The following is a 16057-nucleotide window of genomic DNA, read 5'->3' as shown; positions in this document are numbered from 1 at the left end:
AAAATGTACGATTTGTCGATAATATGAGTGTAAAATCATAAAAAAGACATAACTTGTTACTGAATAAGCCATAAAAACCATATATTTACATTCTGGTAACATTTAACTGCTTCACTAATAAGCCCATAGTTGTATGCTAATGCAAAAACACACAGCTCAAGCCTTCGTCGTATAGGAAATTACATGTCAAAGTTGATGCAAACCCTTCGTTTACAACCTTACTGGATAGCGCTTGTTATTCTTATTTTACTGACGCTTTGGGTTGCATCCGGCATGTTATTCGCGGAACAAACTGACGATGCCCAAGCACGCAAAGAAGCCAAGCACAGGGCACCCAGTTTAGTCAGTGTGCGAGCTGAGCGAGTAAACGCCCAATCGGTTGCCAGAGAAATTAATTTGTACGGCCGCACCGAACCGAACCGAGAAGTGACGTTACGCAGTGAAGTGAACGGCTTAGTCGAAAAAATCTACGTGCAAGAAGGGCAGTCCATCAAACAAGGCGAGCCTTTAGTCGATATTGAAACCAGTGATCTGCTCAATCGTCTGAAATCTGCCAAGTCGACTTTGTCTCAACGTAAAATCGAGTTAGAAGGTGCCAAGTCTCTCGGGCAAAAAGGCTATCAGTCAAAAGTCAATCTGGCGCAAGCCCAAGCAAATTTAGAAACTGCTGCATCTGAGGTCAGTACATTGGAATTGGCTTTGTCAAAATCGACCTTGAGAGCGCCTTTTGATGGCATAGTCAATGAGCGCTTTGTTGAGCTGGGTGATTTGTTAAAAGACGGCGATGAAGTGGCTATGCTGGTGGATCTAAACCCTCTGATCATTAGCGCGGATGTGACCGAAAGTGATGTGCGTGCACTCACTTTAGGGCAGCAAGCTTCAGCCCGCATGGTCTCTGGAGATACAGTCACAGGTACCATTCGCTACATTTCCAGTGTATCTGACATGGGCACAAATACCTTTAATGTGGAGGTTGCTCTTGAAAATCCACAGAATATTTTTCTGGCGGGTATGAGCACTGAACTGTCTATTCCCCTTAAAACCACTTTGGCTGTGCGTATTACACCTTCGGTGATGGCGCTAGATGAAGCGGGTAACTTGGGGGTTAAAACCGTGGTGAATGAACATGTTAAATTTATCCCTATTGATATTGTAAAAAGCGACAGTCAAGGAGTGTGGCTTGGTGGCATGGGCGAAGTCACAGATGTGATCACCTTAGGCCACGGCTTTGTGCGTGACGGTGACAAAGTCAAAGTGACCTACATCGAAAACGATCTCATTGAGCAGGCAAAATAATGAATAATATTATTGCTGCGGCCCTGACCCATAGCCGTACTGTACTGATGATGTTTGTGTTGCTTATTGTCGCCGGTGCAGTGACCTATGCCACCATTCCTAAAGAAGCAAATCCTGACGTACCGATCCCCTTTATTTACGTATCGATTGTTCACGATGGAATTTCTCCTGAAGATGCTGAGCGCATGCTGGTTAAACCTATGGAGCGGGAGCTTCGCTCTATTGACGGCTTAAAAGAAATGAAAGCCACCGCCGGGGAAGGCTTTGCGAGTATCACTTTAGAGTTTATCGCCGGCCTTAATTCAAAAGACGCGTTAGCCGACGTGCGTGACAAGGTTACAGTAGCGCGCGCTAAGCTGCCCTCAGAAACAGAAGAACCGACGATCCATGAAGTGACCATGGCAGGTCAGCAAGCCGCGATTACAGTGGTGTTGTCTGGTCCGGTGGCGGTGCGCGCGTTGGTGACGGTCGCCAGAGAATTGCAAAATCGGTTAGAAAGTCTAAGCGAAGTGCTGGAAGTGGATATTGGTGGTGACCGTGAAGACATAGTTGAAATTGTTGTCGACCCTTTATTAATGGAATCCTACGGACTGGACCAAAACGATATTCTTAACTTGTTATCGCGCAATAACCGCCTTGTACCAGCAGGGACTATGGACAACGGCAAGGGGAGTTTTGCGGTTAAGGTACCTTCGGTATTTGAATCAGTGAAAGACGTAATGGAGCAGCCGGTTAAAGTAGAAGGTGAACGTGTTATTACCTTTCAGGATGTGGCTCAAGTTCGTCGTTCTTATAAAGACCCATCAAGTTTTGCCCGCTTAAATGGTGATAACTCTGTCTCATTGGAAGTGAAAAAACGCCCAGGTGAAAACCTGCTTGAAACCGTCGCCCATGTAAAAGAGCTGATTGAGGGCGCTCAGCAAACGGCGATGTGGCCCAGTAGTGTGTATGTGAGTTACACAGGCGATCAGAGTGTTGACGTCAACATGATGCTTGGTGATCTGCAAAATAACGTGTCGAGTGCGGTTATTTTGGTCGCCGTGGTGATTGTGGCAATTTTAGGTCTGCGTACTGCCATTCTAGTTGGAGTGTCGATTCCTGGCTCATTTCTGACAGGTATTCTTATTATCGCCATGTTTGGTTATACCCTGAATACGGTTGTCTTGTTCTCCTTAATCATGGCCGTGGGTATGTTGGTCGACGGTGCTATTGTGGTCACTGAATACGCTGATAGGTGCATGGGTGAGGGCGCAACCAAGCAAGAGGCCTATTTAAAAGCCGCTCAGCGTATGGCTTGGCCCATTATCGCTTCAACGGCAACGACGCTTGCGGCGTTTGCTCCTTTGATGTTCTGGCCAGGCATGATGGGCGAGTTCATGAAGTATTTACCTTTCACCCTTATTGCTGTGCTGTCAGCATCATTATTAATGGCCTTAGTATTTGTGCCAACCCTTGGAGCGGTATTTGGTAAGCCACAAACCATTTCAGCAAAGGCAAAAGAGCAAATGCTGATTGCAGAAAATGGTGATTTAACCAAATTAAGTGGATTTACCGGGCGTTATGTACGCGTTTTAGCCAAGGCAATCAGTAATCCGTGGAAGGTATTAATGATTGCTTTTGTGGTGGCTGGGCTGTCGTTCTTTGCGTACTTTTCCTCTGGGCTTGGGTTGGAGTTTTTCCCTAAAGTCGACAGTAGTGGCATTAATGTGACGGTGCGTTCATCGGGTGAGATGTCGATTTACGAAAAAGACGCCATTATTCAAGAAGTGGAAGAAAAGCTTATTGATATGGATGCCATCGAAACGCTTTATGCGCGCACGGGTGGGCAAGATCAAATCGGTTACTTGCGTTTAAATTTGGTAGATTGGCACTTACGCCCTCATTCAGATGAGGTGCTAAAAGAAACCCAAGAACGTTTAGCTGACATGCCTGGGTTAGATATTGAAATAACCCCTGATCAAAATGGGCCACAATCAGGTAAAGACTTACAGATTCAGTTATCGTCTCGCTATCCAGAATTGCTCAATGAGGCGGCGTTAACGGTGCGTCACGCCTTAGATGAAAATGAGAAATTTACTTCTATCAGTGATACAGCCTCCCAGCCGGGCATCGAATGGCAATTGCGGGTGGATCGCAGTGATGCTGCTCGCTTTGGTGCAGATGCCACGTTAGTCGGAAGCACGGTACAATTCGTTACGAATGGCTTAAAGATTGGTGAATATCGTCCTGATGATGTGGACGATGAGCTTGATATTCGTGTGCGTTATCCTATCGACTCGCGCTTTATCGGTAAACTTGATGAGCTGCGCATGAAAACCGCAACCGGCATGGTGCCGATCGGCAATTTTGTAGAACGTAAAGCCCAGCCCAAAACGGACTTAATTCGTCATGTTGATAGCGAGCGGGTGATAACTGTTGAAGCCAATATGGCACCGGGCGAGTTGTTAAGCATCGAGTTACCCAAACTACAAGCGCAGTTACCTGAGTTAAATCTAGATCCAAGAGTGACTCTGTCGGTAAAAGGTCAAAATGAAGAACAGGCGGAATCCCAAGGTTTTCTGATGAACGCATTTATGGTGGCATTATTTGTCATGGCGATTATTCTCGTCACACAATTTAATAGCTTCTATCAGGCATTTCTAATTTTAAGTGCGGTGTTGTTTTCCACCGTTGGCGTATTCTTGGGTCTGGCTATTTTCCAAAAGCCGTTCGGGGTGGTTATGTCGGGCATTGGGGTAATTGCGTTAGCGGGGATAGTGGTTAACAACAATATCGTGTTAATTGACACCTACAACATATTGCGCAAGGAAGGTTATAGTGCAAGCGATGCCATTTTACGTACCGGCGCCCAACGTCTGCGTCCAGTACTGATGACCACGGTAACCACCATATTAGGGTTACTGCCCATGGTTGCTGAGATTAATATCGATTTTATCGGCCGTAATGTGGATATTGGCGGACCATCAACCCAGTGGTGGTCGCAATTGGCCACCGCCGTTGCGGGGGGCTTAGCATTTGCTACCTTGTTAACCTTGGTATTAACACCGAGTTTATTAGCGTTGAAAGCCGGTAGAGAGCTGCGCAAAGCGGCATCTGGCCAGACAGTTGATACATTGAACGCCATTAAATACAATTAATTGCTATAGGTCATGCTTTAATAATGAGTTTTAAAGCATGGCCAGCTAGGAACTTTTTACTTTCGCATTAGACTAAAGTTCAATCTTTTTTTCCGCTATTATTTAGTCATCAATTTATTCTGTAAGGGTATTTATATGTACAAGCTATATGGCTCCACTACTTCTCCTTATGTGCGCCGTTTACGTATCTGGCTGGCAAATATTGAGCATGAATTTGTGAATATGAACATATATGAACAGGCTGGGCGTGAAATTTTAATTACCAAAAATCCAGCTATGAAAGTACCGGCGCTAGAGTATATAGATCAAGGTAAGAGCGCCATTCTCTATGATTCACGCGTGATATTTCGTTACCTATGTGAACAGCATGACTTTCCGGCGCTAAGTTGGCCTCAAGAAAACCAACTAACCCTCATTGATGCGGTTAACGACAGCTTAGTGCAAATGTTCCAGTTGTCTCAGTCTGATGTGGTTGCCGATACCGACAAGTTGTTTTTTAAACTACAAAAAGAGCGTGTGAATAATGTTCTCGCCGAATTGGATGAACAAGTACAAGAAGGGTTGTTCGATCGTTGGCACTACCCAGCTATCTGCTTGTTTAGCTTGATCGATTGGATAGAGTTTAGAAATCTGCACAATTTAAAAGGTTTACGCGCATTGCTTAATTTTCATCAGGAAAACACCCAACGCATTGAAGTCACGGCAACTGACCCCAGAATGTAGTCTGCATTTTTGCGATGAATATAAAGGTAAATTATGACACCAGAACAGCAAACACAAGCGCAAGCCGCTGCATTTCGTCAACTTGTGAAGCATTTGGATGAGAACAAAGATGTACAGAATATCGATTTGATGATTTTGGCTGATTTTTGCCGTAATTGTCTGTCTAAATGGTACATGGCCGGTGCAAAAGAGCAGGGCGTTGAGATAGATTACGACCAAGCAAGAGAAGCCATTTACGGGATGCCGTTCGCTGAATGGAAAGCAAAATATCAAACCCCCGCCACACCTGAACAACTAGAGGCATTTGAAAAACGTCAGAATCCTTGCGGTTAAATAGCCGACGAGACTGACCGCTCCCCCCAGCAGTGCTTAGGGGGGGCTGGTTAACCTCACTATTTTGCTCATTCTCACTAACACTCTCACTAACCCCTTTTTATACATTACTTATTTGATTTATTAATTGTTTGTAACTTGTAAATCTTGTTGGCACACTGTCATCTGGTCAAACCAGATAACAGGTGACAACATGTCTGCTTCTAATCCCCTTAAAAAGTTCGTTGAAAAAGTAAACCAATATCCTGCGCCGATTAGCGCATTCTTAATGACGAAAGTCTTTCGCCATAAGGTTAAACTTGCCGGCACAACCAGTATCGATGTTGTGGCAACGGACGGCCAACAGGTCGAATACCGAATGAAGAATCGCAAGAAAGTACAAAACCATATTGGCAGTGTGCACGCTGCGGCGATGGCTTTATTAGCTGAGTCAGCCACAGGGTTTATTGTGGGGATTAATTTGCCTGGAGATAAACTACCGCTGATTAAGTGTATGAATCTAAATTACGTCAAGCGGGCCACAGGAGACATGAAGGCCGTCGCTGAGTTAACAGACGAGCAAATTAAGTTGCTTTGCGAACAAGAAAAAGGGGAAATTAACGTACAAGTTAAGGTGACCGATGAAACCGGCATTGAACCTGTTGTGTGTGAAATGATCTGGGCATGGGTACCGAAACGGTCGTAAAAATACCTTGTCCGTTGCGCCTAAATGATTGTCATATAAATTCCATAGAAACAATAGTATTTGAAAGGTTATTTTTCGGAAAAAAATCGTATATAAAATCTTAGGAAAAATATTGACAGATTTCGGATTTAAATTATAAAGCAGGTTGGCACTAGCCAAACATTTTAGTCTTTCACTTAATTTAATTTGGGGATGCCATCATGGCACAACTTTCAAGAGCATCGATGTTTCAACGTGTTTTTAGCGATCCTAAAAACTATCCTTATGGTTTTTCACGTTCAGGTGACTTTTCAATTTCTGAAAGTAAAGCACTGAGCCAATATGGTTGTTTAATTACTGCCTTGCTTGATGGCCGAATTGAACCTGAATGTGAAGAAGATATCTCATTTTTAGCCGTGGCCAAGGGGGAAAAAGACCCCAGTACGATCGCTGAAAAAGCATGGTCTAAGTATGATAAGCGCATACATCGGCCTAAACTTGGTAATATTTACGGTAGTAGACCGCCAACTCAGAGTAATGACGATGACATGTCTGAAGATAGTGACTTAGAAATTGAACTGGATGATTAACCTTATTTCAGTCTGAAATTCGTAAAATTATCCTATTTAAATGAATCTTACCCTGTAAATCGAAAGATATATCCTAATATATTGCTATATTGGGATATATATCTCACTTTTATTGCATTTCCTGTTTAATCTTCCTCTTCGCTCAAGTATAGTTTTCGTTCGTTTGGTAGCGATATTGTGCCGAAACCTTTTTTTTAACAACTTTTTAGGAGAGTAGCCGATGGAAATGATGTCAGGCGCCGCAATGGTTGTGCGAACCCTAAAAGACCTTGGGGTTAAGCACGTATTCGGTTATCCCGGTGGAGCCGTTTTAGATATATATGATGCATTGTACGCGCAAGAAGATGTAGAACACGTGCTGGTTCGCCACGAGCAAGGCGCTGCGCACATGGCGGATGGTTATGCCCGTTCTACAGGTGTTACAGGCACTGTGTTGGTCACGTCTGGCCCCGGTGCTACCAATACGCTAACGGGTATTGCCACTGCGTATATGGATTCCATTCCAATGGTTATCTTGTCTGGTCAAGTGCCTTCAATGCATATTGGCGAAGACGCTTTCCAAGAAACCGATATGGTCGGTTGTTCGCGCCCTGTGGTTAAACACAGTTTCCTCGTTAAGCGCGCTGTCGATATTCCTGAAGCTATCGCTAAAGCTTATTATATTGCCAACACTGGGCGTCCTGGTCCTGTGGTCGTCGATTTGCCAAAAGACATAGTTAATGTACTTGAAGAGCATCCGTATCAGTTCCCTGAAGATGTCACTATGCGCTCTTACAACCCAACACTTAAGGGTCACAGTAAGCAAATTAAGAAAGCATCGAAAGTGTTGCTTGAAGCCAAGCGTCCTATTTTATATGTAGGCGGCGGTGCTATTGCTGCCCAAGCCAGTGAGTTGGTCACTGAAATCGCTGAGAAACTAAACTTGCCTGTTACCTCTACTTTGATGGGGCTGGGTGCATTTTCTGGCGTGCATGAGCAAAGCCTAGGTATGTTGGGAATGCACGGTACATTAGAATCAAATAAAGCGATGCATAACGCGGATTGTATATTAGCGTTAGGGGCACGTTTCGATGACCGGGTTACCAATAATGTTGAAAAGTTTTGTCCCCATGCAACCATTATTCATGTAGATATTGACCCTGCTTCTATTTCTAAAACAGTTGCTGTGCATGTGCCTGTCGTGGGCAGTGTTGATCAAGTCGCCAAGCAGTTACTTGCGCAAATGGGTGATATTGATACGGCTAAGCAAAAGGATAAATTAGCTGATTGGTGGGAGCAAATTGAACAATGGCGCGGACGCAACTGTTTAGACTTTAAGAAAGACGACAAACTCATCAAGCCACAAGAAGTCATTCAATCGGTTTACAAGCATACCAATGGTGACGCTTACTTGAGCTCAGATGTAGGTCAACACCAGATGTTTGCTGCATTATATTATCCGTTTGCCAAGCCCCGTCGCTGGATCAACTCAGGCGGTTTGGGCACCATGGGCTTTGGCTTGCCTGCTGCTATGGGTGTACAAATGGCCCATCGTGATGCGACTTCAGTGGTTATTACTGGAGACGGCAGTATTCAAATGAATATCCAAGAGCTGTCGACGTGCTTGCAATATAAGTTACCGATTAAAATTATTTCATTGAATAACCGCGCACTGGGCATGGTTCGCCAATGGCAAGACATGAACTATAAGAGCCGTTACTCAAGTTCTTACATGGATTCAATGCCTGATTTCGTTAAACTTGCCGAAGCATATGGTCATATTGGTATTCGTGTTGAGCATCCTGATGAATTAGACGCGGCCATGGAGCGTTGTTTTGCAGAGAAGGATCGTTTGGTCTTTATGGATATCGCCGTAGATCAAAACGAACATGTATACCCAATGCAAATTAAATTCGGCGCTATGGATGATATGAGATTAAGCAAAACGGAGCGTACATAATGAAACGTATTATTTCAGTGTTAATGGAAAACGCCCCAGGTGCTTTATCACGTATTGTGGGTGTGTTTTCTCAGCGTGGTTATAACGTTGATTCCTTATGTGTTGCGGCAACCGACGACAAAAGTTTGTCTCGACTGACTATTACAACTCAAGCTGACGACAAAGTTATCGAGCAAATCACTAAGCAGGTGAATAAGCTGATTGATGTGCTTAAAGTAACTGACCTCACCAATGGTAGTCATGTTGAGCGGGAACTTATGTTGATTAAGGTCGCTACTCGTAGTGAACTCGTTCGTGCAGAAGTGAACCGCAATGTGGATATTTTCCGTGCACAGATCATTGATGTGGACCTAAACAACTATACCATTCAAGTAACAGGCACGAGTGACAAGTTAGATGCCTTTGCGAATGTACTTGCTCAAAGTACTGAAATCATTGAGGCGTCACGCACCGGTATATGTGGTCTAGCCCGTGGTGATAAAGCACTACGTCCGTAAAGGGTAATCCCACATGTAAAAAAGGCTCAAATATGAGCCTTTTTTTGTGCCGTGAATATATGGTATTACTTGCTAAGCCTGATCCCAAACAAGGGCTTTGAAGTGCTTGCGACACATAGATTCATATCGGTCGTTGCCGCCGACTTCCACTTGCGCGCCTTCTTTTGCTGCGCAACCGTGTTCATCCAAGCGCACCACAAAGGTCGCCTTTCGCCCGCAGTGACAAATGGTTTTTAGCTCGATGAGTTTATCGGCCCAAGCCATTAAATAGCGGCTACCTTCGAAGGTCTCCCCTACAAAGTCAGTTCTCAGGCCATAAGCCAAAACGGGAATATCTAAATCATCGACTACAGATACGAGTTGCTGTACTTGCTGTTTATTTAAAAACTGAGCTTCGTCGATAAAAACACAATCTAATTTCTTGTCGCTATGCAAAGTCGATATTTGCTCTTGTAAGTCACTGGTGCTGTTAAAAAGGTGTGCACTGGCTTCTAATCCAATGCGCGAGGCCACTTTGCCTATACCGAATCGGTCGTCTAAGGCAGCGGTAAAAATGGCAGCGCGCATGCCACGCTCTTTGTAGTTATAAGCTGATTGAAGTAACGAGGTAGATTTACCTGCATTCATTGCAGAGTAGTAAAAATAGAGCTGGGCCATGAAACGAGGGATCCTGATAAGCAGTGCGCTTGCTGTGCGTTATTATTGTCAGGCTATGTTAGCGGATATCAAGGTTAATGTAAGCTCCCAAATGCTATTTCGCTTGTGCAGACGGCGTTGTTATATCGGTTATCGGATTTTGCCAATCGATTAGCTGAGCGTTGCGCATGGGTTTTGCAAAATAAAACCCTTGTAAGTAATCCACACCCATGGCTTTTAAGGCGAGCGCTTGCTCAAGGGTTTCAACCCCCTCTGCGACGGTTTTACAGTTAAGCTCACTGGCGATAAACAAGGTTGCGCGGATAATGGCTTCGCCGTTGTGATGCATATTGTCGATAAACGACTTATCGATTTTGACCTGATTAACAGACAAAGTCTGCAATTGAGACAGGGATGAATAACCTGTACCAAAGTCATCAATAGACACATGAACTTTGCGGGCCTGAATTGCTTCGAGCTGTTGTTTAATTTTAATTTTGTTATCGACAAAAATAGATTCAGTGATCTCCAGATGCAGACGCTCAGGGGCTAGCCCGCTGCTGCGAAGGGCATTGTCTAACGCCCGAATAAAGCTATCATCCATTAGCTGAATAATCGATACATTCACTGAAACGGCTGCGTTATGGGCGTATTGCCACTGACTTGCGTCCATGCAGGCTCTGTTGAGTACCCAAGCGCCTATTTCTTTAATTAGCCCTGATTTTTCAGCTAATGGAATAAACTGGTCTGGGCCGATAAACCGACCATCAAAATCCCAGCGTAATAGCGCTTCAAACGCGCAAAATGAACTGTCTTTAGCAGAAACGATCGGTTGGTAGCATAGGTAAAGCTGACGTCGTGCGGTCGCTTGCTGTAACCCTTCTAGAATGGCTTGCGTGTCAATGACTCTTTGTTGTAATTCATTGCTGAATATCACAGGTGTGCGATTTGGCGTGACCTTTTGCTCACTCATAACTAAGTCCGCAAACTGAATTAACTCAGTGGCTTTGGTGCTGTGTTCTGGACACATCGCAATGCCAACGGTTGCCCCTAAATGCACGCTATTGTTGTTTACTGAAATTGCTTGAGAAATACTGGTAATGATGGCGCTTGCGATCGCTTTAGCGGTCGGTGCGTCACTGTAGGGCAGGGCGACTAAAAACTCATCGCCCGTCCAGCGTCCGATTTTATTATCATCTGAGAACGCACTGATGCGGCGGGTTACTTCTTGTAAAACGCTGTCACCGACTTGGTGGCCCATGGTGTCATTGATTTTTTTAAAGCCATCGAGATCGATAAACAACAAAGCCAATTCGCTGTTACTTTGTTTCGCTCTAATGGCTAACTTATCTAAGGTTTGAGTAAAGGCTTTACGATTCATTAACTGGGTCAAAGGGTCTAAATAAGACAGTTGGGCTATTTTTTCTGTTCGCTTACTGACTTGTTCTTCAAGAGTATTATTAACAATATTGAGTTTGTCGTAAGCGTCACTGAGCTCTCGATTGACCTTGTCTAATTGTTGTTTTTCTTGACGAAGTTGCTCACTCATCGTCATGTTCATATTTCTGGTATTGATGGAGTCAAGGGTGAACCTGACCGCTTTAGAATAGGTAAAAACCAAGCCAATACTGAAGACTAAACCTAAGCCGCCGAGCATCACTCGATAATCTTCATTAGAAATAACACCCAAGATAGAAATAGGTACTAGGAGTATCAGTGCATAGGAGATAGAAATTCGCGCATTGGCTGCTAAGACTGATTGCCCTCCAGCTGCCATGGAAGATAAAACGATGATCATGACAGAGAACTCAAGCAAAGTCACATGGGAGAAGGTGAGTAATGGTAAGGTGGTCCAAATAATTGCAGTGGCAATACAGCCTATACCAAAGCGTATTTGTGCTGCTTCGCCGTCGAAGTCTCGCTTGGGTTTTATGACTCGCCGCCAATAAAGGCCGTCTAAAAAGCGTAATACTAACACCACTAACATACACAACCACCATGCTTGCTTAATCAAATGAATCTCTGGATTAGCAAAGCCAAACGCAAGTACACTACTTGACGCAAGCGTTATAAAACAGGCTGCACCTGTATTACTGTAAAGCAATTTAGCAGCATCCTGATTGTTTAGTGCACGTAAATCGGTAGAAGTATCCGTCACTCTTATCCTAAATCGGTGAATTAATTTTTTGTTTTTAGTCTGCCTAACACACCTTAAGAAGCAAACCGCAACGTAAATTTATTGCTATTAGGCGAACAATTTACCGTAAATTGATGGAAAAAGTAACAGCTGCTTTAATACCTTTGTATAAGATATTTGACCAGTTGTTCTCCCGCGATTTGAATATGCTGACTGAGTATGTCTCCGGCTCTTTCGTACTGGTTAGCTGACAATGCGTTTAGCAAAGCATCATGCTCATCTTGGCTGCGGTTAAAATAGGCGAGTTCCGTTTCATGAAAACCTATATATCTGGCGCATAACAAATGCAAGTGAGCTATGGTGTCAAACAGCGCCGCACGGTTCGCTGGTGCGTACAAACAGCGATGAAATTGCCAATTAAGTTCACCGTTTAATAGTATATCGTCAGGGGAAATCCCTTGCAGTTGCAGCAGAATGTCACGAGCTTTGCCTAGCGTTTCAAAATTGATATGCGGTGCAGCGTGGGCTAACAACATTGGCTCAAGATGCATGCGCATTAAATATAAATCTTGGGCGTCATCTGCGTTCAACGGGCGTAACATTACACTGGATTTTCCATGCTCTACTAGCCAACCTTCATTTTTCAGCCGTTGTATAGCATCCCGAATGGGAATACGGCTCACGCCATAGCGTTCAGCAAGTTGGGCTTGTTTTAAGGCCTGTTTTTCTGGCAACTTACCTTGCACTATATCTTTTTTAAGTTGTTGATAAAGCGTGTGGGTTTTTCGGTTAGGCATAGGCGTTCGCTTTGTACAGTCCATTATCCTTGGTTAGCGTCAGGTTTAGGCTGGCGTTTCGCACTGAACAACAGTGTCAGCATACCTATAATTAATCCCCAAAAAGCAGAGGAAACATCAAATAAGGATAAACCCGAGGCAGTCACTAAAAATGTGAGAATGGCAGCGTCTCGATATTGCGGGTCATGTACCGAACTAAATAGGCTCGCCCCTATGGTGCCTAACAATGCCAAACCTGCAAGAGTGGCAATCAATGCAGAGGGAAATGCTGCGAATAAACTGACCACTACTGTGGCGCCAAGTCCAGCAATAATATTAAATACACCCGCTGATATCCCAGCGATGTAGCGCTTGTCTGGATCCTTATGGGCTTCGTCGCTGGTGCATATGGCGGCGGTAATTGCGGCTAAGTTAAAACTAAACCCTCCAAATGGGGCAAGTATTAAATTTAACACACCACTGGTGGAAATAATCGGTGATATAGGTTGTTGCGCATAACCACTGGATTTAAGCACTGCCATACCCGGTAAATTCTGTGAAGTCATCGTCACGATAAACAAGGGTAAACCTACCCCAATTAATAACGATAAATCAAACGTTGGCGATACCCAAACAGGCGTCGCGGTGCTTACCTCAACAGCGGCTAAGTCGAACATACCTGTAAGCCACGCGTAAGTCGTGCCGCAAATTAATACTAATAATATACAGAAGCGAGGTATGAGTCGTTTGGTGATAAAATAACTTAGTAACATAACACCTACCAGCGTAGGTGCGACAGCGAACGATTCGAAAATAGACAGCCCGAATTGCAGTAATATACCGGCCAACATCGCACTGGCTAAAGGTAGTGGGATACGTCTCGTTAAGGTATCGAACCAACCTGAGATACCCGTGATTAAGGTTAAAACAGCAACAAATAAAAATATGCCAATAGCTTGTTCAATGCTAACGCCGGTTAGGCTAGTTGCCAGTAAGGCGGCACCGGGCGTCGACCAAACAATGATGATGGGACGTCGGTAATACCAAGACAAACCTAAACATCCTACGCCCATACCGATCCCCAATGCCCAAATCCAGCTGACAATCATGCCATGGCTTGCTCCAGCGGCTTGAGCCGCTTGAAATACAATCGCGACCGCACTGGCAAAACCGACCAATACAGCGATAAATCCGGCACTGATAGCGGAGAGACTCATATCCTGAATAAGCTTTTTCATTTTGTATACTTTAATAAATTTGTATACAAATTTAGCACTCCCTATCGAGAGATGTAAACCATTAGCCCAGTATTAATATTAAACGGTATTTAAGGGGACAAAGGCTGCGGCCGCGCGTAGCCTATAGTCGTTGTCACCTGGAGTTGTTTGTAAATGCAAACAAAGACCAATGTAACGTCATTTTTATCGCGGATGATTTATGACCAGCAGAGCATAAGTCGCGCCGACACAGCGCACTGTGTCAGCGCTACGACGCTTGTTAAGCGTTAGTGCTGGCTGATGAACGAAACTTTTTTGCTAACAGTACAAGCAAGAAGGCTCCAATATACATAGTGACACCGTACACCCCTGGAGCAACGGCAAAATCGGCCCGTTGCAAAAAAGTCACTGCAATTAATATGGCCATAGCTGAATTTTGCACGCCTACTTCTATTCCTAGGGTGATGTTGTCTCTCGGTGAAAACTTGAATAACGTGCCTAGGCCTATGCCCAGCACAATGGCCAGTAGATTTAACACTAAAGCACTTGAGAACACAGCAGAGAAAGAAGAAGCAAGTGTGTCTTTTTCTTGGATCGTAATAGCCACTATCATCAGCACCAAAAATGCCGTTGCTAGATGACGGAAAAAGGGTTCCCAACGAATGGCTTTTTCTACGAAATAGTGCCGAATTATAATACCGATCAGCACAGGAATTAAGGTAATAAAAATTAGGCCGAGTGTGGTGCTAAGCAAAGAGAATGACTGGGCTTCCTGTTGACCAAACTGACCAATGGCAAATTGAATGATTAAGGGGGTAGTGAGCACGCAGATCAGTGAACTAATAGCCGTAAGGCTGACCGAAAGTGCTAAATTTGCTTTGGCCAATTGACTGATGATATTGGAACTTGTTCCCCCCGGGCAGGCTGCAAGTATCATGATCCCTATGGCGAGGTTTGGGGCTAAATCGAACGTAACGGCCACACAATAAGCCAATATTGGCAGTAATAGAAGTTGCCCAAACAGCCCAATCAAAATGGGTAAAGGCGCACGCCATAGCTGCTGGAAGTCATTTTTGGTTAAGCTCAGTCCCATGCCAAACATAATGAGGGCTAGAACAAATGGGGCTATATATTGGGTTAGGAATGATTCGGTCATTATTATTATTGTTCGCTAGGTTAATAGGCACTCATTGCCGGTTAAAGATATAAGATCAGGTGGAACGTATGTGCACGGCCTTCAGGTTAGCTGTGGTAGAAAGATTACAGTGTATTTGTCATAGGCGGTCTCGTAAGTCTTGTGGTTCTAGTAATTGATAATAGTGACGCAACTGAGTAAGCAGTGCTTGATTCGATACGATGAAATCGTTCAATTGATGAATAACGTCTTTTTGCTTTATCGTGGACAAATGAAAGGTCACTGGACCGTGAGGTAGATTTTTAGCTAAGGTCACTTTTTGTTTTTTCTCAGGTGTCGCTAACAGGTATTGTGCGACGTTATATTCAACGTCTGCACCGTCAACTCTGTCTTTGAGTACCAAATTAATTGCCGCGATTGGGGTATTCACTTCGAATAAGTTCAAGCGGTTGATGGCAATGCGCTCAAGCCAATGTACTGGGGTAAAACCGTGGGGAACTCCCAAGGAGCGAAATTGACTCATATGAGAAAACTCGCGTTTGGCAAGTACCATGGTTCCGCTGATCGCACTTATTAGGGGTTTACTTAAGGTTTTGCGTGAATCAATTTGTTCATGCAAAGATCGCCAATCTGCATTATCTGGATAGGCGAAATCGATACGTTCTTCAGCCAGTGCTCTTTGCAACCGTTTGATAGGATAAGAGCGATACTCGAATTGATGGCCGCTTTCTTTAGCAAATGCCTCCAACACTGCCCATGCGTAGCCTTTATCTTCTGTCAGGTTAAAGTTGTAGTGGGGGTAGTAATTTATGTCTTGGCAACCTACGACAAAGGTTTTTTGCGAAGCTGCGTGGGCCAATCCTCCCCCTAATATATAAAGAAGAATCAACCACCACTGGTTATTGCGCATGCTCAATATCACTCTACTGCAAATTCATGATGTGTTTTAGCATAGTTGAAAATAGCCACTTCGTAGT

General features: G+C 44.2%; 14 protein-coding genes. 8 read left to right on the top strand and 6 right to left on the bottom strand.

Annotation, left to right across the window (positions count from 1 at the left end; genetic code table 11):
• The first annotated feature begins 183 nt into the window (after window positions 1-183).
• The 8 genes from FX988_RS09715 (at window position 184) to ilvN (ending at window position 9179) form a co-directional block, all read left to right on the top strand.
• Entirely contained in the window at window positions 184-1296 is a 1113-nt protein-coding gene (locus tag FX988_RS09715) for an efflux RND transporter periplasmic adaptor subunit (protein WP_160179520.1), read from the top strand.
• Window positions 1296-4433, top strand: a complete 3138-nt coding sequence (locus FX988_RS09710) for an efflux RND transporter permease subunit (protein ID WP_160179518.1) — start codon at window positions 1296-1298, stop codon at window positions 4431-4433. The genes FX988_RS09715 and FX988_RS09710 overlap by 1 nt, the downstream gene beginning before the upstream one ends.
• Window positions 4434-4568: 135 nt before the next feature.
• The gene (locus tag FX988_RS09705) at window positions 4569-5156 is read left to right on the top strand and encodes a glutathione S-transferase family protein (protein ID WP_160179516.1); all 588 of its coding nucleotides are present in this window, start codon (window positions 4569-4571) and stop codon (window positions 5154-5156) included.
• 33 nt (window positions 5157-5189) lie between these two features.
• Window positions 5190-5489: a DUF1244 domain-containing protein gene (locus FX988_RS09700; protein ID WP_007987522.1), complete on the top strand. Its 300-nt coding sequence runs from the start codon at window positions 5190-5192 to the stop codon at window positions 5487-5489.
• A gap of 193 nt (window positions 5490-5682) precedes the next feature.
• Window positions 5683-6174 carry a DUF4442 domain-containing protein gene (locus FX988_RS09695; RefSeq protein WP_160179514.1) on the top strand — a complete coding sequence of 164 codons (492 nt, stop codon included), beginning with the start codon at window positions 5683-5685 and terminating at the stop codon, window positions 6172-6174.
• A 200-nt stretch (window positions 6175-6374) separates the two neighbouring features.
• Window positions 6375-6743: a DUF413 domain-containing protein gene (gene maoP, locus FX988_RS09690; RefSeq protein WP_160179512.1), complete on the top strand. Its 369-nt coding sequence runs from the start codon at window positions 6375-6377 to the stop codon at window positions 6741-6743.
• A gap of 220 nt (window positions 6744-6963) precedes the next feature.
• On the top strand, window positions 6964-8682 hold the full coding sequence (locus FX988_RS09685; protein ID WP_160179510.1) for an acetolactate synthase 3 large subunit: 1719 nt from the start codon (window positions 6964-6966) through the stop codon (window positions 8680-8682).
• Window positions 8682-9179 carry an acetolactate synthase small subunit gene (gene ilvN / locus FX988_RS09680; protein ID WP_007987533.1) on the top strand — a complete coding sequence of 166 codons (498 nt, stop codon included), beginning with the start codon at window positions 8682-8684 and terminating at the stop codon, window positions 9177-9179. Before FX988_RS09685 ends, ilvN begins: the two co-directional genes overlap by 1 nt.
• Before the next feature lie 72 nt (window positions 9180-9251).
• On the opposite strand, the gene FX988_RS09675 is transcribed toward ilvN, so the two are convergent.
• The 6 genes from FX988_RS09675 to FX988_RS09650 all read right to left on the bottom strand — a co-directional run bounded on the left by FX988_RS09675 (window position 9252) and on the right by FX988_RS09650 (window position 15990).
• The gene (locus tag FX988_RS09675) at window positions 9252-9836 is read right to left on the bottom strand and encodes a thymidine kinase (RefSeq protein WP_160179508.1); all 585 of its coding nucleotides are present in this window, start codon (window positions 9834-9836) and stop codon (window positions 9252-9254) included.
• A gap of 94 nt (window positions 9837-9930) precedes the next feature.
• Window positions 9931-11973: a putative bifunctional diguanylate cyclase/phosphodiesterase gene (locus FX988_RS09670; protein ID WP_160179506.1), complete on the bottom strand. Its 2043-nt coding sequence runs from the start codon at window positions 11971-11973 to the stop codon at window positions 9931-9933.
• 134 nt (window positions 11974-12107) lie between these two features.
• Window positions 12108-12749 (bottom strand): GntR family transcriptional regulator, encoded by a 642-nt coding sequence (locus FX988_RS09665; RefSeq protein WP_160179504.1) that lies wholly within the window; start codon window positions 12747-12749, stop codon window positions 12108-12110.
• 23 nt (window positions 12750-12772) lie between these two features.
• The gene (locus FX988_RS09660; protein WP_201751646.1) at window positions 12773-13966 is read right to left on the bottom strand and encodes a benzoate/H(+) symporter BenE family transporter; all 1194 of its coding nucleotides are present in this window, start codon (window positions 13964-13966) and stop codon (window positions 12773-12775) included.
• 259 nt (window positions 13967-14225) lie between these two features.
• Complete coding sequence (locus FX988_RS09655; RefSeq protein WP_160179502.1) at window positions 14226-15101, bottom strand: bile acid:sodium symporter family protein; 876 nt, start codon at window positions 15099-15101, stop codon at window positions 14226-14228.
• 118 nt (window positions 15102-15219) lie between these two features.
• Window positions 15220-15990, bottom strand: a complete 771-nt coding sequence (locus tag FX988_RS09650; protein ID WP_160179500.1) for a substrate-binding periplasmic protein — start codon at window positions 15988-15990, stop codon at window positions 15220-15222.
• Between the last annotated feature and the right edge of the window lie 67 nt (window positions 15991-16057).

Origin of the sequence: Paraglaciecola mesophila, assembly GCF_009906955.1 — a bacterium.
GTDB classification, from domain to species: domain Bacteria; phylum Pseudomonadota; class Gammaproteobacteria; order Enterobacterales; family Alteromonadaceae; genus Paraglaciecola; species Paraglaciecola mesophila_A.
Note: the sequence above shows the minus strand (reverse complement) of the source record. Positions and strands in the feature narration are given on the sequence as shown.